Origin of the sequence: Streptomyces sp. NRRL WC-3626, assembly GCF_000718785.1 — a bacterium.
GTDB lineage: Bacteria > Actinomycetota > Actinomycetes > Streptomycetales > Streptomycetaceae > Streptomyces > Streptomyces edwardsiae.
This window is the reverse complement of sequence record NZ_JOCA01000005.1, coordinates 283343-303972: the sequence shown is the minus strand read 5'-3', so window position 1 is coordinate 303972 and position 20630 is coordinate 283343. Positions and strand designations below refer to the sequence as shown.

13 protein-coding genes are annotated in these 20630 nt (G+C 70.7%); 4 read left to right on the top strand and 9 right to left on the bottom strand.

The window, feature by feature from the left end; genetic code table 11:
- Position 1: 1 nt before the first annotated feature.
- The gene (gene dxr, locus IF28_RS0110400; RefSeq protein ID WP_030216775.1) at positions 2 to 1264 is read right to left on the bottom strand and encodes a 1-deoxy-D-xylulose-5-phosphate reductoisomerase; all 1263 of its coding nucleotides are present in this window, start codon (positions 1262 to 1264) and stop codon (positions 2 to 4) included.
- A gap of 140 nt (positions 1265 to 1404) precedes the next feature.
- Positions 1405 to 3354, bottom strand: a complete 1950-nt coding sequence (locus IF28_RS0110395; protein WP_030216773.1) for an acyl-CoA dehydrogenase family protein — start codon at positions 3352 to 3354, stop codon at positions 1405 to 1407.
- A 332-nt stretch (positions 3355 to 3686) separates the two neighbouring features.
- Between IF28_RS0110395 and IF28_RS0110390 the strand changes: the two genes are divergently transcribed.
- Entirely contained in the window at positions 3687 to 4697 is a 1011-nt protein-coding gene (locus tag IF28_RS0110390; protein WP_030216771.1) for a LacI family DNA-binding transcriptional regulator, read from the top strand.
- Positions 4698 to 4749: 52 nt separating this feature from the next.
- Here the strand turns inward: IF28_RS0110390 and IF28_RS0110385 are convergent, their stop codons facing one another.
- The 6 genes from IF28_RS0110385 to IF28_RS0110360 form a co-directional block, all read right to left on the bottom strand.
- The gene (locus IF28_RS0110385) at positions 4750 to 5463 is read right to left on the bottom strand and encodes a glycoside hydrolase family 12 protein (RefSeq protein WP_030216769.1); all 714 of its coding nucleotides are present in this window, start codon (positions 5461 to 5463) and stop codon (positions 4750 to 4752) included.
- Positions 5464 to 5498: 35 nt separating this feature from the next.
- Positions 5499 to 7715: a glycosyl hydrolase family 95 catalytic domain-containing protein gene (locus IF28_RS0110380; protein WP_030216766.1), complete on the bottom strand. Its 2217-nt coding sequence runs from the start codon at positions 7713 to 7715 to the stop codon at positions 5499 to 5501.
- Positions 7712 to 9682 carry a beta-galactosidase gene (locus IF28_RS0110375; protein WP_030216763.1) on the bottom strand — a complete coding sequence of 657 codons (1971 nt, stop codon included), beginning with the start codon at positions 9680 to 9682 and terminating at the stop codon, positions 7712 to 7714. The genes IF28_RS0110380 and IF28_RS0110375 overlap by 4 nt, the downstream gene beginning before the upstream one ends.
- A gap of 142 nt (positions 9683 to 9824) precedes the next feature.
- Positions 9825 to 10760 (bottom strand): carbohydrate ABC transporter permease, encoded by a 936-nt coding sequence (locus tag IF28_RS0110370; protein WP_030216756.1) that lies wholly within the window; start codon positions 10758 to 10760, stop codon positions 9825 to 9827.
- A complete protein-coding gene (locus IF28_RS0110365) occupies positions 10757 to 11791 on the bottom strand; it encodes an ABC transporter permease (protein WP_030216751.1) in 1035 nt (344 codons plus the stop codon). The genes IF28_RS0110370 and IF28_RS0110365 overlap by 4 nt, the downstream gene beginning before the upstream one ends.
- Positions 11792 to 11818: 27 nt before the next feature.
- Positions 11819 to 13513, bottom strand: a complete 1695-nt coding sequence (locus IF28_RS0110360) for an extracellular solute-binding protein (protein ID WP_030216750.1) — start codon at positions 13511 to 13513, stop codon at positions 11819 to 11821.
- A 357-nt stretch (positions 13514 to 13870) separates the two neighbouring features.
- On the opposite strand from IF28_RS0110360, the gene IF28_RS0110355 reads away from it, so the two are divergent.
- Complete coding sequence (locus IF28_RS0110355; RefSeq protein WP_030216749.1) at positions 13871 to 16711, top strand: glycoside hydrolase family 3 C-terminal domain-containing protein; 2841 nt, start codon at positions 13871 to 13873, stop codon at positions 16709 to 16711.
- A 163-nt stretch (positions 16712 to 16874) separates the two neighbouring features.
- Here the strand turns inward: IF28_RS0110355 and IF28_RS0110350 are convergent, their stop codons facing one another.
- A complete protein-coding gene (locus IF28_RS0110350) occupies positions 16875 to 17423 on the bottom strand; it encodes an NADAR family protein (protein WP_037892939.1) in 549 nt (182 codons plus the stop codon).
- A gap of 417 nt (positions 17424 to 17840) precedes the next feature.
- On the opposite strand from IF28_RS0110350, the gene IF28_RS0110345 reads away from it, so the two are divergent.
- Both IF28_RS0110345 and IF28_RS0110340 read left to right on the top strand, forming a co-directional pair.
- Positions 17841 to 19331 (top strand): gamma-aminobutyraldehyde dehydrogenase, encoded by a 1491-nt coding sequence (locus IF28_RS0110345; protein ID WP_030216738.1) that lies wholly within the window; start codon positions 17841 to 17843, stop codon positions 19329 to 19331.
- 49 nt (positions 19332 to 19380) lie between these two features.
- Positions 19381 to 20628: a polyamine ABC transporter substrate-binding protein gene (locus IF28_RS0110340; protein WP_030216735.1), complete on the top strand. Its 1248-nt coding sequence runs from the start codon at positions 19381 to 19383 to the stop codon at positions 20626 to 20628.
- The last annotated feature ends 2 nt before the right edge of the window (positions 20629 to 20630 follow it).

Below are 20630 nucleotides of genomic sequence, written 5' to 3'. Positions count from 1 at the left end.
GTCATGCACGCGCCTCCGCGCTAGCCGTCCGGTGGGTCAGTTCCCGGGCCCTCGTCCGGGCCCAGGTCTCCGCTTCGAGGACGTCCGACACGGTCAGTGGGGTTCCCGTCGCCGGGGTGCCGTGTTCCTCGACCACCCGGGTGACGGTCTCCATGATCCCGTTGAAGGGCAGCGTGCCGGCGCGGAACGCCTCCACGCACTCCTCGTTCGCGGCATTGAACACCGCCGGGGCGGTTCCCGCGAGCTCGCCGACGTGCCGGGCGAGGTTCACCGAGGGGAAGGCCTCGTTGTCGAGGGGGAAGAACTCCCAGGTGGACGCCTTGCTCCAGTCGAAGACCGGGGCGGCGTCCGGCACCCGTTCGGGCCAGCCGAGACCGATGGCGATGGGCCCCCGCATGTCGGGGGGCGTCGCCTGGGCCAGTGTCGATCCGTCCGTGAACTCAACCATCGAGTGGACATACGACTGCGGGTGCACGACGACCTCAATGCGATCGAAGGGAATGTCGTACAGCAGGTGTGCCTCGATGACCTCCAGACCCTTGTTGACGAGGGTCGCGGAGTTGATCGTGATGACCGGGCCCATGGCCCAGGTGGGGTGGGCGAGGGCGTCCTCGACGGTGACGTCCGCCAGCTGCTCCCTGGTGCGGCCGCGGAAGGGGCCGCCGGAGGCGGTGACGACCAGCTTGCGCACATCGGCGCGGGTGCCGGCGGCGAGCGCCTGGAAGAGGGCGGCGTGCTCGGAGTCGACCGGGATGATCTGACCGGGCTCGGCGAGCGCCTTGACCAGCGGGCCGCCGACGATGAGCGACTCCTTGTTGGCGAGCGCGAGGGTACGGCCCGCCTCCAGGGCGGCGAGGGTGGGGGCGAGTCCGATGGAGCCGGTGATGCCGTTGAGGACGGTGTGGCAGTCGGCGGCGGCGAGCTGTGCGGCCGCGTCCGGTCCGGCGAGGATCTCGGGCCGCGGCTCCCCCGTCCCGTACTGTGCGGCGAGCGCCTCGCGCAGCGCCGGTACGACGTCCTCGCGCGCGACGGCCACGGTACGCACCCGCAGCCGGCGGGCCTGCTCGGCGAGGAGCGCGACCCGGCCGCCGTTGGCGGACAGGGCGGTGACCCGGAAGCGGCCGGGGTGGCGCAGTACGAGATCGATGGCCTGGGTGCCGATCGACCCGGTGGACCCGAGAATCACCACGTCCTTCGGCCCGTCTCCCACCACGGGGTCGTAGACGAGGTGGGGGTCGGCGAGGGGGGCTGGAGCGTCGGTCATGGACCCCATTGTGTCGCCTCGCGCGCACGGCCGGGGCCCCGCCCCGGCGGGCCGGCCGGGCAGGGGAGCGGATCGTGCGACTGCCCTCCTGCCCGGTGGGCACCTCCGGGGTGGTGTGCGGACCGTGGGGCGCTCCCGGTTCAGCGGATCGGGCGATGGGCGTTCTGGTGTTCGGAGGGGCCCGGGGTGGCGTCGGCGATCCAGGGGCCGTCGTCCGAGGGGTCGATGATGCCCTGTTCCAGCCATGTGTAGGTGCCGGCGAGCACGTTCTTGACGACCTTGCGGTCCAGGTCGTCCGTGTTGCTCCACAGGCGGGTGAAGAGTTCTTCGACGCGGATGCGGGCCTGGCGGCAGAAGGCGTCGGCGAGCTGGTAGGCCTCGCGGCCGTTCTCGCCCCGGCCGCGCAGGAGTTCCGCGCGGACGCACGCGGCGCTCATCGCGAACAGCTCGGCGCCGATGTCGACGATCCGGCCCAGGAAGCCCTGCTTGGTCTCCATCCTCCCCTGCCAGCGGGACATGGCGTAGAAGGTGGAGCGGGCGAGCTTGCGTGAGGTGCGTTCGACGTAGCGCAGGTGCGGGGAGAGGTCGATGCCGTGCCTGAACTCGCGGTAGGTGCCGGGGAGCTGACCTGGTCCGGCGACGAGTCTCGGCAGCCACTTGGCGTAGAAGACACCGGCGCCGGCGCCCGCCTTCGCCTTGTCGCCGAGGGACTTCTCGGGGTCGATGAGGTCGCCGGCGACCGAGAGGTGGGCGTCGACGGCCTCGCGGGCGATCAGCAGGTGCATGATCTCCGTGGAGCCCTCGAAGATGCGGTTGATGCGCAGGTCGCGCAGCATCTGTTCGGCCGGTACGGCCCGTTCGCCGCGTGCCCGCAGGGAGTCGGCGGTCTCGAAGCCGCGTCCGCCGCGGATCTGGACCAGTTCGTCGGCCATCAGCCAGGCCATCTCGGAGCCGTAGAGCTTGGCGAGGGCGGCCTCGATGCGGATGTCGTTGCGGTCCTCGTCGGCCATCTGCGAGGAGAGGTCGACCACGGCCTCCAGGGCGAAGGTGGTGGCCGCGATGAACGCGATCTTCGAGCCGACGGCCTCGTGCAGCGCCACCGGCCTGCCCCACTGCTCGCGGGCCGCCGACCACTCGCGGGCGATCTTCAGACACCACTTGCCGGAGCCGACGCACATCGCGGGCAGGGACAGCCGGCCGGTGTTGAGCGTGGTCAGGGCGATCTTCAGGCCCTGGCCCTCCTCACCGATGCGGTGCGCGGCGGGGACCCGGACGCGGTGGAAGCGGGTGACGCCGTTCTCCAGTCCGCGCAGGCCCATGAAGGCGTTGCGGTTCTCCACGGTGACGCCCTCGGAGGCCGCCTCGACCACGAACGCGGTGATGCCGCCCCGGTGTCCCTCGGACTTCGGTACGCGCGCCATGACCACGAGGAGGTCGGCGACCACCCCGTTGGTGGTCCACAGCTTCACCCCGTCGAGGATGTACGCGTCGCCCTCCGGTACGGCGGTGGTGGCCAGCCGTGCCGGGTCCGAGCCCACGTCCGGTTCGGTGAGCAGGAACGCCGAGATGTCGGTACGGGCGCAGCGCGGCAGGAACGTCTCCTTCTGCTCGCGCGTGCCGAAGATCTTCAGCGGCTGCGGTACGCCGATCGACTGGTGCGCGGAGAGCAGCGCGCCGATCGCGGGGCTGGCGGAGCCGACCAGGGCGAGGGCCTTGTTGTAGTAGACCTGGGTGAGGCCGAGGCCGCCGTACTTGGTGTCGATCTTCATTCCGAGGGCGCCGAGCTCCTTGAGCCCGGTGATCACCTCGTCGGGGATGAGCGCGTCGCGCTCGATCCGGGCGGCGTCGATCTTCGTCTCGCAGAAGTCGCGCAGCTTGGCGAGGAACTCCTCGCCGCGCTGGACGTGCTCGTCGGCGGGCAGGGGGTGGGGGTGGATCAGGTCGAGCCGGAAGCGGCCGAGGAACAGTTCCTTGGCGAAGCTGGGCTTGCGCCAGCCCTGCTCCCGGGCGGCTTCCGCCACTTGGCGGGCCTCACGTTCGGTGACGGTGGGTCGGGACGGAGACCGGGATGTCTCGGGTGCTGCGGACATGAGGCTCACCTCGCCGCGAAGAGGACGGTGTCATGGCATTACCGACTGGTTCTACCCGTTCGTATGTACCCGATCCGTAGCCGCCCCGCCACCCTTCGTGCGGCCGTTCGGCCGAGACTCCCGCCCGCGGCGGGCACCCGGCGGTGAGGGACAATTCCTCCGGTGTCCACCCGGCCTTTCCCGAACCGGATCCAGGCCCTGAAAGAGATTGTCGAAGCGCTTCGACAGCCCTCTGGACACCTGTCATCCTGGGGGACTACTGTCGGACCACCCTCACCCACCCTTGTACATCGCACGCGCTGTCGAAGCGCTTCACAAGCCATGGAGACTGGATGGTCACCCTCGCCGAGGTCGCCCAGCACGCCGGAGTCTCCGCGAGCACGGTGAGCTATGTCCTCAGCGGCAAGCGCTCCATCTCCGTGAACACCCGGCAGCGGGTGGAGCGCAGCATCCGCGAGCTCGGGTACCACCCGAACGCCGGGGCGCGCGCCCTGGCCAGCAGCAGGTCGAACATCATCGCGCTGATGGTCCCGCTGCGTACGGACATGTATGTGCCGGTGATGATGGAGATCGCCATCGCGGTCGCCACGACGGCCCGCGCCCACGGGTACGACGTCCTGCTGCTCACCGGTGAGGAGGGCCCGGACGCGGTGCGCCGGGTCGCGGGGAGCGGACTCGCCGACGGCATGATCCTCATGGACGTCGAACTCGACGACGAGCGGCTGCCGCTGCTGCGGGAGACCGACCGGCCCGCCGTGCTGATCGGACTGCCCGCCGACACCGCCGGGCTGACCTGCGTGGACCTCGACTTCAAGGCCACCGGCGCCTTGTGCGTGGAACACCTGGCACAGCGGGGGCACCGGGACATCGCCGTCATCGGCGAGGCTCCCGCGGTCTACGAACGGCACACCGGATTCGCCGAGCGCACGCTCGACGGACTGCGCGGCCGTGCCCGGGAGCTGGGTCTCGGCCTGCTGCACCGGCCGTGCGAGGGCGGCTATGACGCGATGGCCGTGACCCTGGCCCGCATCCTCGACGAGCGCCCCGGCACCACGGGCTTCGTGGTGCAGAACGAGTCGGCGGTGGAACCGCTGCTCGCCCTGCTGCGCCAGCAGGGGCGGGCCGTCCCGGAGGACGTGTCGGTGGTCGCGATCTGTCCGGAGCAGGTCGCCGTGCAGGCGTCGGTGCGGCTGACGTCGGTCGCCATCCCGGCGCAGGAGATGGGCCGGCTCGCCGTGGAGCAGCTGGTCGCCAAGCTCGACGGCCGGGGCGGCGACGAGGTCGTGCTGATCGCGCCCGAGCTGACGCTCCGGGCCAGTTCGGGCCCGGCGCCCGCCCGGTAGCCACCCGTGAAGGGGCCGGTGCGGGACCGGCCCCTTCCCGTACGTGCTCAGGTCAGCCGCCGCTGACCGTCAGGTTGTTGGTACGGAAGTCCAGCCCGCCCGGCGACGAGGTGATCTCGTAGCCGAACTGCACGTCACCGATGGTCTCGTTGCCCATCCAGCCCTTGGTGTCCTTGATCCACTTGAGGATCGGGAGGATGTTGACGGTGCCGGAGTTCGAGTCCGAGGTGCGCAGGAACGAGAAGACCTCGTTGGCCCCGTTGTTGCCCTTGTACACGTTCCAGGTGTGGCCGCCGAGGCTCACGGTGCCCTGCGAGGAGCCGAGCGGGCCCACGGCTCCGTTGTAGTTCACCCAGAGCATAATCTCGTAGTCGTAGTCCGTGTCCCAGATGTCGTACGAGGTGTTGTACGCGCCGGAGGACGGGACGGTGACGTTGTAGCTGCTGGTGAGCGAACCGAGGGAGGTGATCGACTTGTTGATCACCTTCTTGGCGTTCGGGTAGGACTTGATGCCGCCGGTGCCCGGGTGGTCGGCCCACGCGCCCCAGTTGGTACCGGAGTTGGCCCAGACGCACTGGGCGCCGGCGCCGGAGCCCCAGATGTTGTTGTAGAGGGTGTAGCCGTTCAGGTTCGTGTTGCCCCACTGGTCGCAGGTGCTCCAGATGGCGGCGTGCGCGGGGGCGGAGGCGAGTCCGACCGTCGCGCCGAGCGCGAGGGCGGGCGCCAGCAGGGCCTTGGCGGTCCTGCTCAGGGTGCTTCTTGCCATGGTGTTCCTTCCATGGGTGGGGGGAATCGCGGGGGTCACCGCGTCTTCACCGTGAGGACGCGGTCTTCGCCGGCGACGAGGTCGAGCGGTTCGGCGCCGGCGGAAGTCCACAGGTCGATCCGGTGGGTGCGGGTGGGCCGCAGGACGGCGGTGGCGCCGTCCGGGGCCCAGGTGAGGTCGAGCGAGGCGCCGAACCGGGTGCGGATTCCGTTCAGTTCACCGCTCGGGTACTCCGGGAGGGGCGCCGGCAGCAGCACCAGCCGGCCGGGGGTGGACTGGACGAGCGCCTCGATCAGCACGGCCGGGAGCGTGTGGGCGGCGTCGGCGTTGTAGACATGCCGGTGGGGGTAGTGCGCGCTCATCAGGGAGGCGTGGAAGAAGTCGCCGTCGAGGACCTGGCCGAGGGCGTGGGCGACCCGCTCGCCGTCCCGGAGCCGGGCCGCGATCAGCGCGTGGTGCAGATGGCCGTGGGCGGAGTCGTTCTCGGCGCCGCGCAGTTCGAGGGCGCGGTGGGCGGCGGCGGCCAGTTCAGGAGTGTCGTAGGGGGTGATCTCGTCCAGGGGCCAGACGCCGTAGAGGTGGCTGAGGTGGCGGTGGTCGTAGGAGTCGTCCAGGCCGGGCCACGCCCACTCGGCGAGCGCTCCGTCGGCGTTGATCCGGTGCGGGGGCAGCCGGTCGGCGAGCGCCCGCCGGCGCTCGGCGTGCTCGGGGTGGTACGCGGCGGCGGTGCGCAGGGCGTGCCGGGCGGCGGACAAGTCCATGGCCGCGTTCACCGTGCCCCAACTCGCGTTGGCGGGACGGTTCTCGGGCGAGTACGAGGGGACGACGGCCAGTTGTCCCCCGTCGTCGGTGCGGGTGAGGAAGTCCTCGTAGAACAGGGCGACTTCGGCGAGCGCGGCGGCGGTGTCCGGGTCGCGCCCACCACGGGTCTCGTCGTGGTCGACGAGGGGTTTGAGCAGCCAGTCGGCGCCGGCCGTCCACAGGTGCAGCGGGTACTCGCGGCTGAAGTGGTACGAGTGCCCCGACTCGCCGTCGCTGTGGGCGGGTGCGACGGCGCCCCGGGTGCCGAAGACGGCGTGGGCGTTGTCCCGCCAGTCCGGCAGCTGGCTTCGGACCAGGGCGGCCAGCGCCTCGGTGACCTCGGGGAGGGCGGCCGCGGCGGCGGACGCGGTCTGGAGGTTGAGGTTGGCGTCGTGGGTGAAGGCGCCGGACCAGGCGGTGTCCCAGTCGCCGGTCCACAGTCCGGTGAGCCGGGGCGGGAACAGGCCGCTGGAGGAGAGCAGATGGTAGCGCCCGGCGGCGAAGAGCCTCTCGAGCAGGGCGGCGGAGCGCGGCCGGGTGAGCAACTCGGAGCCGGGCAGGGCGCGTTCGTCCGGGTCTGCGGCGAGATCGAGGGTGACGCGTTCGTAGGCGGTGCGGTGCGCGGCGGTATGGCGGGCGAGGAGGTCGTCGTACGAGGTCCCGGTCGTGTCGTCGAGCAGATCGCGCAGGGCGCGGCTCTCGGCGACCACGTCGGCCTCCCCGGTGTGCCGTCGCACCCGGGTGAGCAGCAGCACGGACCGGGCGCCCTCGATGCGCGCGCCGGGCGGGGCGAGCGCCGTCCTGCCGCCGCCGACGGCGACCAGGGTGACGCCGGTGACGGCGAGGTCGCTGCCGGGGTAGCGGGCGCGCAGGCTCAGCAGGGCGCCCTCGGGGGTGAGGACGGCTCCGTGGCCGACGCTCAGCCCGGTGGGGGCGTTCGGGAGGCGGTGGTCGAGGGAGATGTCGAGGGTGAGGCCGGGTCCGGTGAGGTGCTGGACGATCACGTCGTCGGCACGGGAGACGAAGACCCGGCTGGTCCAGCCGCCGTGGGCGGCCTCCGCGACGCCGGTGGCGAAGTCGAGCGTACGGCGGTATCCGCCCGGGGCCGGATCGCCGCCGTCCGGGCGGCGCACACGGAGCTGGAAGGCGGGGTGGAAGGGCCGTACCCATTGGAGCGGGCGGCCGTCGGTGAAGTCCTCGGCGGCCGTGAGGTCGCCGGACAGCAGCCGGTCCTGGAGGCCGGGCAGCTGATCGGCCAGCAGCGGCGGCCGCCGGCCCCCGTCGTCGCCCTCGCCCGGGCGGACGAGGGTGTGATGGGTGACGATGGTCCGGTCGTCGTTCGGATCACCGAACACGAGGACGCCGTGCCGGCCGTTGCCGCTCAGGAAGGCGTCCTCCCACCGGGCGGCGGGGCGGGGCTCCCAGGTTCCGTGGACGGGTCCGGTGCTCATGGCCTCAGCACCGCCGCTCCGTAGCGGCCGAGGGTGACGCGGTCGGTCACGGTCGCCTCCGTGAGCAGGTCGTGGTGGGTGCCGGGGAGGTCGACGGTGACCGGCTCGCGGCTGTGGTTGAGCAGGAACAGCAGGCCGCCGCGCCGGACCGCCTCCACCGTGTCGGGGAGTCCGTCGAGCACCGGCCGCACACCGGCGCCGGTGGCGACGCGGGTCAGCAGCGCGCGCAGGTCCTCGGGTCCGGGGAGTGTGGAGACGTACCAGGCGCGGCCCTTGCGCAGCACGGCGGGCAGGCCGTCGAGTTCCCCGCCCTTGTAGGGGACGGTCTCGTCGGCGGTGCCGTCGGGTTCCAGTTCCTCGGACCACAGGGTGCCGCGCAGTCCGCCCTCGCACTCGGCGGTCTCCCCCGGTTCCAGGGGCCACCACTCGTGCAGGGTGCGGATGCCGAACAGTTCGCGCAGCCGTGCGTCCATGCCGCCGGGCCGCACCCGGTCGTCCTGGTCGGCGACACCGGTCAGGAAGCCGCAGACGAGGGTGCCGCCGCCGCGTACGTAGGCAAGGAGGTTGTCGACGGCCGCGTCGGTGAGGAGGTAGAGCTGCGGGACGACGACCAGCCGGTAGCCGGTGAGGTCGTGTCCGGGGTGGGCGAAGTCGGTGGTGAGGTGGGCCTGCCAGAGCGCGCGGTGCCACGCGGTCAGGAGCCGCGGGTGGTCGACCTCGCGGGAGGGCCGGGCCTCCTGGTCGCCGGCCCACCAGGAGTGCCAGTCGTGCAGCACGGCGACCTCTGCGGTGATCCCGCCGCCGGTGACGTGCGGGCCGATCCGGGCGAGGTCCGCGCCGAGTTCCCTGACCTCCTGGTACGTACGTCCCCGCGCACCCGCGTGGCTCACCATCCCGGAGTGGAACTTCTCGGCGCCCTGCCGGGACTGGCGCCACTGGAAGTAGCAGACGGCGTCCGCGCCCCGGGCCACGGCCTGGAGGGACCACAGCCGGTTGAGTCCGCGCGGCTTGGGGTGGTTCACGCCACGCCAGTTGACCGGTCCGGCGGCCTGTTCCATGAGCATCCACGGGCCGCGGGCCTGGGAGCGGGTCATGTCCTGCACCAGGGCGCCGCCCTGCGCGCCGTGCGGGTCGCGGGGGTCGGGGTAGAGGTCGACGGAGACGACGTCTTCCTCCTCGGCCCAGCGCCAGGCGTCCTGACCGGCCCACAGCGGCATGAAGTTGGTGGTGACCGGGAGGTGGGGGGTGTGCCGGCGGACGATGTCGCGTTCGGCGGTGTAACACTCCAGAAGCATGTCGGACGTGAAGCGCTTGAAGTCCAGTACCTGGGTGGGGTTCTTCAGGTAGTGGGCGTGCCGGGGCGGCCGCACCTCGGCCCAGTCGCCGTAGCCCTGACTCCAGAAGGCGGTGCCCCAGGCGGTGTTGAGGGCGTCGAGGTCGCCGTAGCGCCGGCGCAGCCAGTCGCGGAAACGGGCGGCGGCCTCGTCGCCCCAGTCGTAGGTGCAGTACTCGTTGTTGACGTGCCACAGGGTGAGGGCGGGGTGGGTGGCGTAACGGGCGGCCAGGTCCTCGGTGATGGCGGCGGCGTACCGGCGGTAGGTGGCGCTGGAGTGAGAGAAGTGCTGCCGCCCGCCCCACCATTCGGTCCGCCCTTCGGCGTCCCGGGGCAGGGTGTCGGGGTGCAGGTGCCCCATCCAGGGCGGCGGAGAGGCGGTGGGGGTGGCGAGGACGACTCCGATGCCATGGTCGTGCATCAGATCCATCACCCGGTCGAGCCACCCGAAGTCCCGCTCCCCGGGTCGTGGTTCGAGCTTCGCCCAGGAGAACACCCCGAGCGTGACGGAGTTGACCCCGGCCCCCACCATCAGCCGGGCATCCTCCGCCCACACCTCCTCGGACCACTGCTCGGGGTTGTAGTCACCGCCATAGAGAAGGCGACCACGGACGACATCACTCAACCTGGGCAAGGGAACCTCTCATCGAGGGGCGAGCGGAGAAACCCGAAGGGGCGCGGGACTGCGTGTGACATGCGGCTCCGCCGCGGGGCGCGACCAGTCACGACGGCCCCGCGGCCACCACACAGGGCAGCCCCCGAAGGGGTCAGGGGCGTCAGCCCTTGACGGCCCCCGTGAGCATCCCCTTCTTGAAGTGTTTCTGGACGAACGGCGACAGCACGGCCACCGGCAGCAACGCCATCACCATCACAGCCATCTGCACGGCCAGCCCGGACAGCTCCCCCGTCTTGATCGCCTGGCCCAGCCCCACCGGCGCCTCCTGCTTCTGCACCAGCTGGATCATGACGTTCTGCAACGGCAGCATGTCCTGGTCGTTGAGATACAGCGACGCGTTGAACCACGCGCTCCAGTACCCGACCGCGTAGAACAGCGTGATCACCGCGACGACCGCGCGGGACAGCGGCAGCACGATCTGCCGCAGGATGCGGACGTCCCCCGCCCCGTCGATGCGTGCGCTGTCGATCAGTTCCTGCGAGATGCCCATGAAGAAGCCGCGCAGCACCAGGATGTTGAAGACGCTGATCGCGCTGGGCAGGATCAGCGCGAGGTAGCTGTCGGTCAGGCCGAGGGACTGGACCAGCAGGTAGGTGGGGATGAGGCCGGCGCTGAAGAACATCGTGGCCAGCAGCACCATGAGGATCCAGCGGTGGCCCAGCGAGCCGCTGCGGGAGAGTCCGTAGGCGCACAGCACCGACACCGTCATCGAGAACAGCGTGCCGACGAGGGTGACGCCGATGCTGACGAGCGCTGCCCGGGTGACCTGGCCGCCGCTGAGCAGTTCCTGGTAGGCGACGAAGGTGATGTCCGTCGGGATCATCACCAGTCCGCCGGCCTCGTCGATGGCCTTGCGGGTGGACAGGCTGGTGACGACGACGATCCACAGCGGGAACAGGATGGCGAGGCAGGCGAGGAACAGCACCAGCCCCTTGCCCGCGAGCCCGGTCCTGCTGGGTGCCTCCTCCCACACGGGCCGGGGCGGGGCCGCCCAGCGGCCCGGTGGGCGTGCGGGCTTGTCGATGACGGCGGTCACTTCTTGTACACCCCCTGCTCGCCCATGAGATGGGCCACCTTGTTCGCTATCAGGACCAGGCCGAGACTGATGACGCCCTTGACGAGTCCCGCGGCGGCCGCGTAGCCGAAGTCCTGGTTGCGTACGCCGTTCCACCACACGAAGGTGTCGAGGACCTCCGAGGCGCCCGGTCCGACGGCGTCGCGTTGCAGCAGGATCTGCTCGAAGCCGACCGTCAGGGCGTCGCCGACGCGCAGTACCAGCAGCAGGGCGATGACCGGGCGCAGCGCGGGCAGGGTGACGTGCCACATACGGCGCCAGCGGTTGGCACCGTCCATGGCTGCGGCCTCGTACAGGTCGGGGCTGACCGAGGCGAGTGCGGCGAGAAAGACGATGATCCCCCAGCCGGCGTCCTTCCACACGCTCTGCGCGGTGATCAGGAACTTGAAGGTCTCCGGGTCGGTCATCAGGCTGAGCCCGTCGTACCCGTGGTCGCGCAGGATCTGGGAGAGCAGTCCGGCGCCGCCGAACAGTTGCTGGAAGACGGCGATGACCAGCACCCACGAGAAGAAGTGCGGCAGGTAGAGGATGGCCTGCGAGATCGCCCGTACCCGGGGCCTGACCACGCTGTTGATGAGCAGCGCGAGCAGGATGGGGATGGGGAAATAGAGGATCAGCTGGAGGAAGAACAGGACCAGTGTGTTCTGGACCGCGTTCCAGAAGGCGCTGTCCTCGAAGATCCGCTGGAAGTTCTCCAGGCCGACCCAGGGGCTGTGCAGGATGGAGACGACCCCGTTGTCGCTGATGTAGGGGTCGTACTCCTGGAACGCGACGACGTTGCCGAGGATCGGCACATAGTTGAAGAGCAGGACCAGCAGGACGGCCGGCAGGGTCATCAGCAGCAGTACGCGGTCGCGCCGCAACCGCACCCGCAGGCCGAGCTTTCCGGCGGGTCTCTTCCCCGTGGCCCCGGTGGCGCCGCCGTGCGCCGCCGGGGGGTTCTCCTTCGGTTCGGCCTCGGTGTGGGTCCGAGGCACCGTGCTGTGGGACACGGCGGTTCTCCTTGCCTCGGTACCTGGTCAGCCGGCCGCCGAGCCGTTCTCGTCGAGGATCTTCCGGTACCAGTCCCGGAGTTTGTCGCCGCCCTTGCTCTTCCAGTCGGAGACGGCCTGCTGCACGTCGCCGACCTTCTTGCGGCCGCGGACGACGTCGTCCTCCAACTGCTCGAAGTCGTTGGAGAGGTTGGTCCAGCGGGCGGGTTCGGTGATCTGCATGCCGTAGAAGGACGGCTTCTTCGTGAAGGCGCCCATCCGCTGCTGCCACTCCACCTGGCCCTTGGCGACGTCGGGGAAGTCGGGGTGGGCGATGGTGGCGGCGGGGCTCGCGACCATCACATAGGCGTTCATCACGTCGATGTTGCCCTGGTCGGTCTTGGTGGGCACGCCGTCCTTGACGGTGTAATGGGTGCCCTCCACACCGTAGTTGGTGGCCATGTACTCCTTGGTGCCGTACGGCGCCGCGGTGACGTTGGCGACGGCCAGCACGTCGCGGATCACGGACTCGGGGGCCTTCTTGTTGACGAAGGCGAAGATGCTGGCCGGGTTCTGCGCCCACAGGGCGGGGTCGCCGCCGTCGTGGCCGAAGATGTCCATCCCCCAGATCCTGAACTCGGGGTTCTGGGTGGCCTGCTCGGCGGTGCGGCTCCACCACTGGGAGGAGTCCTGGTTGTAGATGAGGAACTCACCGGCGGCGAACTTGGGTCCGGGGTCGGCGGCGTTGCTCTTGCCGAGCCTGGCGTCGGGGTGCACCACGCCGGCGGCGAACAGCTTGCGCGTCCACTCCAGGGCCTCGAGGTACTCCTCGGTCTCGATGCGGTAGACGAGCTTGCCGTCGACCTCGTTCCAGCCGAGGGACTTCTCGTTGCCGGAGAGCACGCCGAAGGCGTTGAAGGCGGTCCACTTCATGTCCAGGCAGGCCCAGCGCTTGGCCTTGGCGTTGGTGGCGTCCTTGGCCAGCGCCAGGAATTCGTCGCAGGAGCGGGGGACTTCGTAGCCCTCCTTCTCGAAGATGTCCTGGCGGTAGAGCGGCACGATGCCGGTGACGTACGAGGACGGCATGGGCAGGCCCCGCAGCTTGCCGCCGAAGATGGAGCGCTGCCAGGCGTCCGTGGGGATGGCCGCGAGGTTCGGGTACTCCTTGACGGCGTCACCGGACAGATACGGGCCGAGGTCGGCGAACTTGCCGATGATGGCGCTGGGTATCTTGCCCGTCATGTTCCAGCCGGGCACGACCACCACGTCGGGCACCTCGCTGGAGGCGAGGACCGCGCCGAGCTTCTGGTCGTAGGTGTTGCCGTCCTGGTTCTGCCAGACCACGTCGACGCCGATGAGGTCGTTCATCGAGGTGTAGTAGGCGTTGTCGTCCTTGGGCGGGGAGCCCCAGAACGGCGACATGACCGTGACCTCGCCGCCCTTGCCGAGCTTCTTCGGCACCGACGTCTTCAGGTCCGCCAGGGCGAGCCTGCCGGTGAAACCGACCGCCGAACCGTTCTTGCTCGGGATGTCGGGCGTGACCACGTTGCTCGCCACGTACGCGGGGAGGATCTTCTTGGCGTCCTTGCCCGACGTGGTGCCGTCCCGCGAGCCTCCGTCGGACCCGCCGCACGCGGCGAGCAGCGGCATTCCCCCCGCCACCGCTGCGGTGGCGACCGCCGAGGAGGCGAGGAAGCTTCTCCGGCTCGGCCCGGAGGACGTGGAGGCGGCGTTCGGCGTCATTGCGTCAACCCTTCATGGCGCACCAGGACACCCGGCGGTGGCCGTCGGCTGCGGTGTCTTCAGTGGAACTGGCTGAGCCGAAGCGGTCGTTCGGCGGAAGGTGCGCCGGAAAGGCGGGCCTCGCAGTCGAAGCGCTTCGATGTGGTGCGAGGTTAAGTGAACACCCAGGGGCACACAAGGGTCAGATCCAAGATTCCTCGGATGTATGCGTGATCGCGACGCGGACATACCACAGGGTGATCGCACGCGAGGCGTCCGATCTGTTGCTCTCGAATCCCTTGACACCCGCCCCCGCCTCGAATGAGCATCGAAGCGCTTCGAAAGCGCCTCGTCGCTCCATCCCGAGGGGAACACCACGTGACCGCAACCACGCCGCCCACGCCGCCTTTCCGCGATACGGGTCTGCCGTTCGCGAAGCGCATCGACGACCTTCTGTCGCGGCTCACCCTCGACGAGAAGATCGGATTTCTGCACCAGTTCGGGCCGGCCGTCCAGCGGCTGGGCGTCGCCGCGTTCCGCACCGGCCAGGAGGCCCTGCACGGGGTCGCCTGGATGGGTCCGGCGACCGTGTTCCCGCAGGCCGTCGGTCTGGGCGCCACCTGGAACGAGGAGCTGGTGCGCCGGGTGGGCGAGGCGGTGTCCCGCGAGGCCCGTGCGATGCGGGTCCAAGACGAGCGCGTCGGCCTCAACGTCTGGGCGCCGGTGGTCAATCTGCTGCGCCACCCGCTGTGGGGCCGCAACGAGGAGGGGTACTCGGAGGATCCGAGGCTGACTTCGGCGATCGCCACCGCCTACACCCACGGCCTGCGCGGCGACCACCCGCTCTACTGGCGCACGGCCCCTGTGCTGAAGCACTGGCTGGCGCACAACAACGAGACGGAGCGCGACACCACGTCCAGCTCCGTCCGTCCGCGCGTGCTGCACGAATACGACCTGCGGGCCTTCCGCGACACCGTGGAGGCGGGCACGGTGGCCGGGGTGATGCCGGCGTACAACCTGGTCAACGGGCGTCCCAACCACGTGTCCCCGTATTTGCGGGAACAGTTGCGCACCTGGACCGAAGAGGACCTGCTGGTCTGCTCGGACGCCGGGGCGCCGTCCAACCTGGTCGACTCCGAGCACTACTTCGACACCCACGAGGAGGCCACGGCGGCGGCCCTGCGGGCCGGCGTCGACAGCTTCACCGATCACGGCACCGACAGCTCGACTGTCATCGGACGTGTGCGGGGCGCGCTGGAGCGGGGACTGCTGACGGAGGCCGACCTCGACACGGCCGTACGCCGTCAGCTCTCCGTGCGGTTCCGGCTCGGCGAGTTCGATCCGGGCGCCGATCCGTACGCGGGAAAGCAGCCCTTCGACACCCCGGAGCACCGGGCGCTCGCCCAGGAGGCCGCCGAGCAGGCGATCGTCCTGCTGCGCAACGAGGACCTGCTGCCGCTCGCCCCTGACACCCGGATCGCGGTCGTCGGACTGCTGGCCGACGAGTGCAAGCTCGACTGGTACAGCGGCAGCCTCATCCACCGCTCCACCCCGCTGGAGGGGCTCTACGAGCGTTTCGGCGCCGACCGTGTGGAGTTCGCCGAGGGCGTGGACCGGGTGCTCCTGAAGACCTCCGCGGGCACGTTCCTGCATGTCCCGCCGGCGCCCGAGGCCCCCGAGCCGGCCCGCGGCGCCGAGGGCGCGCTCGACCCGGCGCTGCTCGCGGGCCGCACCGACCTGCCACCGCTGACCGCCGGGGCGGCCGGCAGCGAACTCGCCCTGGCCGACTGGGGCGAGGGCGTGCTCACCCTGCGCGCGCCCGACGGCCGCTATCTCTCGGTCGCCGAGGACGGCTACGTCCGCGCCTCCGCCGACCAGCCGGGCGGCTGGGTCGTGCAGGAGACGTTCCGGCTGGAACCGCACGGGGACGGTCACCTCCTCAGGCATGTGGGGACAGGACGCCATGTGCGGGTCGCCGCCGACGGCGTGAAGGTTGCCGACGACGATCCGGAGATCTTCGAGCTGATCGTCGCCGAGCGCGGAGAGGACGCGGTCACCCGTGCGGCGGCCCGCGCCGACGTGGTCGTGGTGGTCGCGGGCAACGATCCGCACATCAACGGCCGCGAGACCGAGGACCGGACGACACTGCGGCTGCCCGCCCAGCAGGAGCGGCTGCTGCGTGCGGCCCGCGCCGCCAACCCGCGCACGGTGCTGGTGCTGACCTCCGCCTACCCGTACGCGGTCGACCCGGCGGACCTCCCCGCGATGCTGTGGACCGCGCACGGCGGCCAGGCGGCCGGCACCGCGCTGGCCCGGGTCCTCGCCGGTGACGTCTCCCCCGCCGGGCGGCTGCCGCAGACCTGGTACGCCGACGACGCGGATCTGCCGGACCTGCTGGACTACGACGTGATCGGCGGCCGGCAGACCTATCTGTACTTCGAGGGGACACCGCTGTTCCCCTTCGGACACGGACTGTCGTACGGGGCGTTCTCCTACGGGGAGTTGACGGCCTCTGTCGTCGACTCCGCGGTGCGGGTCTCGTTCACCGTCACCAACTCGGGGGACGTGCCCGCCGACGAGGTGCCCCAGCTGTACGTCCGTGCCGTGGACCCGTCGGTCCCGCGTCCGCGCCGTGAGCTGCTGGCGCACCGGAGGGTGGGGCCGGCGCCCGGGGAGACGGTGGAACTGTCCTTCGTACTGCCGCTGTCCGCGTTCGCGTTCTGGGATGTGGCGGTGGGCCGGTGGCGGGTGGAGCCGGGGGCGTACGAGCTGCTGGCCGGTGCGTCCAGCGAGGACGTGCGGTCGCGGGTCACGCTCACGCTGGACGGTGAACCCGCCGCAGCGCGTGCGGTGGTCGAACGCGGGCTGGACGGGGCCGACTTCGACGAGCAGAGCGGTGTCGAGATCGTCGACCGGGACAGGTCGGCGGGCGACGCGGTCACGGCCGTGGCCGGGAAGGAGGGGGAACTCCTCTTCCGCCGCTGCGACTTCGGTGACGGGGTGACGGGGGTCGCCGTGGAGGTGTCCGGCGAGGGGTCGGCCGAGGTCTCGGTGGGTGACGGGCCGGTGCTCGCGTCGCTGTCACCTTCGGCACCCACGTCGGGCCCGTACGACTACAGCACGCTCCGCGCGTCCTTCGCCGTCGTCGGCGGTGTGCACGACGTGCGGGTCCGACTGCGCGGGCCGCTGCGGCTGGCGCGGGTCGGCTTCTCCGGTTGAGGGTCCGGGGAGGGCCGGCATCTTGGGCAGGGGCCCGGCATCGCGGACATCCGTGCCGGGTCCCTGCCGGGGTCGCAGGAGTCGCCGCCGGCCCGGGGCGCTGATCCCCGGGCGGGCTCCTCGGGTTCCGTCCGTGGTCCGCCTTCCCGGCCCGACGTGCCGCTCAGCCGGTGCGCAGCCTGCGGCGGGCCTCCATCAGCGCGAACCCCAGCAGGTTCGGGCCCCGCCAGCGTTCCGGGTCCAGTGCGCCCTCGTCGCCGGCCGCGAGCCCGATGCCCCAGACCCGGTCCACCGGGCTGGCCTCGACCAGGACGCGGTCGCCGGTGTTCAGGAGGAACGCGCGCAGGTCTTCGTGGGCCGTGAACTTGTGCACGCTGCCTTCCACGACGATGGGGAGGCGTTGGCTTCGCCAGGTCGTCTCGTCGAAGCCGCGTACCTGGCGTCCCGCCTTCTTCGCCTGTGAGGGGTGTTCTGCGGCGAGGACCCGGCGCTCGCCCTCCGGGTCGTCGAAGAGGCGGGCCTTCGCGGCCATCATCCAGTGTTCGGCGGTCGCGTAGTGCTTGCCGTCGACGGTGAACGGGGACGGCCACCACTGGCTGAGGCAGGTGGGGCCGATGCGGCCGTCGGGGAGGGGGCGGTGGCCCCAGAAGTGCAGGTACTTGACCTTCTTGCCGGCCCGGACCGCCTCGATCAGGGTCGCGTGTGAGTCCATGGGTGCGCTGCCTCCGTGTCGTTCGGTCCGCCCCCGCCGCCCCTTCCCGTCCCGTCCCTGGGGATGCGCCCCAGACCCCCTGTCGGCCCTTCGGGCCTCGTCCTCAAGCGCCGGACGGGCTGGAAACAGCCCCTCCGGCGTTTGAGGAGCGGGGGTCCGGGGGCAGCGCCCCCGGTTCGGGACGGGAAGGGGCGGCGGGGGCGGAAAACCCGTCGTCTCCTCCGCGCCGGAGTCTCCCAGCAACCACCGACGCCCCGCCCGGCCATTTCCGTCGCCGCCCCCGACCCGACCAACAGATTCCGTCGCGTAACCAAAATTCAACAACGGAATCCCTTGTTGGACTCCCCTCCCTCTGCCAGGATCGGCACTCAAATCGAGCCGGCGCCACGCCGCCCCTCGCGCACGGAGGAGAGCGACATGCACCATCCGGACGGAGCCCAGTTCATCGCCGGCCGCCCGGCCAAGGGCACCTCGGGCCGTACCCACACCGTCGTGAACCCGGCCACCGGCCAGGACGTGTACACCTACGAACTCGCCGGCACGGCGGACGTGGACACCGCCGTCACCGCCGCACGCCACGCGCTGACCACGTGGGCCGCGGCCACTCCCGCCGAACGCTCGGACACCCTGCACCGCTTCGCCGCAGTCGTCGCCGACCGCGCGGAGGACTTCGCCCGCACGGAATCACTCCAGTGCGGCAAGCCGCTGAAACTGACCCGCGAGTTCGACGTCCCCGGCACCATCGACAACATCGCCTTCTTCGCCGGCGCCGCCCGCCACCTCCAGGGCCAGGCGGCCGGCGAGTACTCCGGCGACCACACCTCCTACGTCCGTCGCGAGCCCATCGGCGTCGTCGGCTCCATCGCCCCCTGGAACTATCCCCTCCAGATGGCCGCCTGGAAGATCCTCCCGGCGATCGCCGCGGGCAACACCGTCGTCCTCAAGCCCGCCGAGCTCACCCCGCTGACCTCACTCCTCTTCGCGCAGGCCGCGACCGACGCCGGCATCCCGGACGGTGTGATCAACATCGTCACCGGCACCGGCGGGGAGGCGGGCGAGCACCTGGTCGGCCACCCCGAGGTGGCCATGACCTCCTTCACCGGCTCCACCGCCGTCGGCAGGCGGGTCGCCGAGATCGCCACCACCACCGTCAAACGCCTCCACCTGGAACTCGGCGGCAAGGCACCCTTCCTCGTCTTCGACGACGCCGACCTCGACGCCGCCGTCAACGGCGCGGTCGCGGGCGCGCTGATCAACACGGGACAGGACTGTACGGCCGCCACCCGCGCCTACATCCAGCGTCCGCTCTACGACGCGTTCGTGGAGCGCACCGCAGCCCTGATGGAGACGGTCCGGCTGGGCGACCCCTTCGCCCCCGGCACCGACCTCGGCCCGCTCGTCTCGCACGCCCAGCGCGACCGGGTGGCCGGCTTCGTCGACCGGGCCCGTGCCTACGCACGCGTGGTGACCGGCGGCGAAACGCCTCTGGGCGAACTGGAGGGCGGCGCGTACTATCTCCCCACCCTCATCGCCGGCGCACCGCAGGACAGCGAGGTCGTGCAGTCCGAGATCTTCGGTCCGGTGCTGGTCGTGCTGCCCTTCGACTCCGACGACGAGGGCATCGCGCTGGCCAACGACACCCCGTACGGACTCGCCGCCTCCGCGTGGAGCAGGGACGTGTACCGGACGGGCCGCGCCACCCGCGAGATCAGGGCCGGGTGCGTGTGGATCAACGACCACATCCCGATCATCAGTGAGATGCCGCACGGCGGATACCGGGCGTCCGGCTTCGGGAAGGACATGTCCGCCTATTCGTTCGAGGAGTACACGCAGCTCAAGCACGTCATGTTCGACAACACCGCGGCGGTCCGCAAGGACTGGCACCGCACCGTCTTCGGGGACCGATAGCAGCCAGGCCGCCCGACCCGCGGCCATCTCCCGAAAGGGCACCACGCGCATGGAGCAGTACGAGCCCGACCGCCTCTCCCCGGCCCAGGTCGCCGCCATGCGGCGCAGCTTGCGCACCGGCAGGGCGGGCCTGTCCCGCCGTTCGCTGCTGCGCGCCTCCGCGGGCGGGGCGCTCGCGGCCGGCGGACTCGGTGTGCTGAGCGGCTGCGGCATCCCCGCGGCCGGCAGCACACAGGGCGGTGTCTCCGCGGAGGACCACTCGAAGGAGGAGAAGACCGTCAGCTTCTCCAACTGGACCGAGTACATGGACGTCGACGACAGCGGGCGCGCGCACCCCACGCTGGACGCGTTCACGCAGCGCACGGGCGTCAAGGTCAAGTACACCGAGGACATCAACGACAACACCGAGTTCTTCGGCAAGATCAAGCCGCAGCTGGCGGCGGGCCAGGACACCGGCCGCGACATCATCGTCCTCACCGACTGGCTGGCGGCCCGTCTGATCCGTCTCGGCTGGGTCCAGAAACTGGACCCGTCCCATCTGCCGAACGCCTTCACCCATCTGTCGGCCCAGTTCCGCAACCCCGACTGGGATCCGGGACGCTCCTACTCGTACCCGTGGCAGGGCATCTCCACGGTCATCGGCTACAACAAGAAGGCGCTCGACGGCGTGGAGGTACGCACCCTCTCCGACCTGCTGGACAATCCGAAGCTCAAGGGCCGGGTCGGTCTGCTCACCGAGATGCGCGACACCGTCGGCATGACCCTGCTCGACATGGACAAGGACCCGGCGAAGTTCGCCGCGGACGACTACGACGCGGCGATCGCCCGACTGCAGAAGGCCGTCGACAAGGGGCAGGTCCGCCGCTTCACCGGCAACGACTACACCTCCGACCTCGCCAAGGGCGACTTCGCCGCCTGTCTCGCCTGGGCCGGCGACCTCGTCCAGCTCAAGGCGGACAACCCGGACATCGAGTTCCTGATCCCGGACAGCGGCTACATGACGTCCAGCGACAACATGCTGATCCCCAACAAGGCCCGGCACAAGACGAACGCCGAGCGGCTGATCGACTACTACTTCGAGCCGAAGCCGGCCGCACGGCTCGCCGCGTACATCAACTTCGTCTGTCCCGTCGACGGGGTGAAGGACGATCTCGCGCAGATCGACGAGGACGCGGCGAACAACCCGCTGATCCTCCCCGACCGGGCCATGCAGGCCAAGTCCCGTGCCTTCCGCTCGCTGAGCTCCGAGGAAGAGACGGAATTCGAAGAGAAGTTCGCGAAGCTCACTGGGGCGTGACG

Excerpts from the sequence above, each read along its gene's own strand:
- dxr (WP_030216775.1), bottom strand. The coding sequence starts at position 1,264 with ATGACCGACGCTCCAGCCCCCCTCGCCGACCCCCACCTCGTCTACGAC.
- IF28_RS0110395 (WP_030216773.1), bottom strand. The coding sequence starts at position 3,354 with ATGTCCGCAGCACCCGAGACATCCCGGTCTCCGTCCCGACCCACCGTC.
- IF28_RS0110390 (WP_030216771.1), top strand. The coding sequence starts at position 3,687 with ATGGTCACCCTCGCCGAGGTCGCCCAGCACGCCGGAGTCTCCGCGAGC.
- IF28_RS0110385 (WP_030216769.1), bottom strand. The coding sequence starts at position 5,463 with ATGGCAAGAAGCACCCTGAGCAGGACCGCCAAGGCCCTGCTGGCGCCC.
- IF28_RS0110380 (WP_030216766.1), bottom strand. The coding sequence starts at position 7,715 with ATGAGCACCGGACCCGTCCACGGAACCTGGGAGCCCCGCCCCGCCGCC.
- IF28_RS0110360 (WP_030216750.1), bottom strand. The coding sequence starts at position 13,513 with ATGACGCCGAACGCCGCCTCCACGTCCTCCGGGCCGAGCCGGAGAAGC.
- IF28_RS0110350 (WP_037892939.1), bottom strand. The coding sequence starts at position 17,423 with ATGGACTCACACGCGACCCTGATCGAGGCGGTCCGGGCCGGCAAGAAG.
- IF28_RS0110345 (WP_030216738.1), top strand. The coding sequence starts at position 17,841 with ATGCACCATCCGGACGGAGCCCAGTTCATCGCCGGCCGCCCGGCCAAG.
- IF28_RS0110340 (WP_030216735.1), top strand. The coding sequence starts at position 19,381 with ATGGAGCAGTACGAGCCCGACCGCCTCTCCCCGGCCCAGGTCGCCGCC.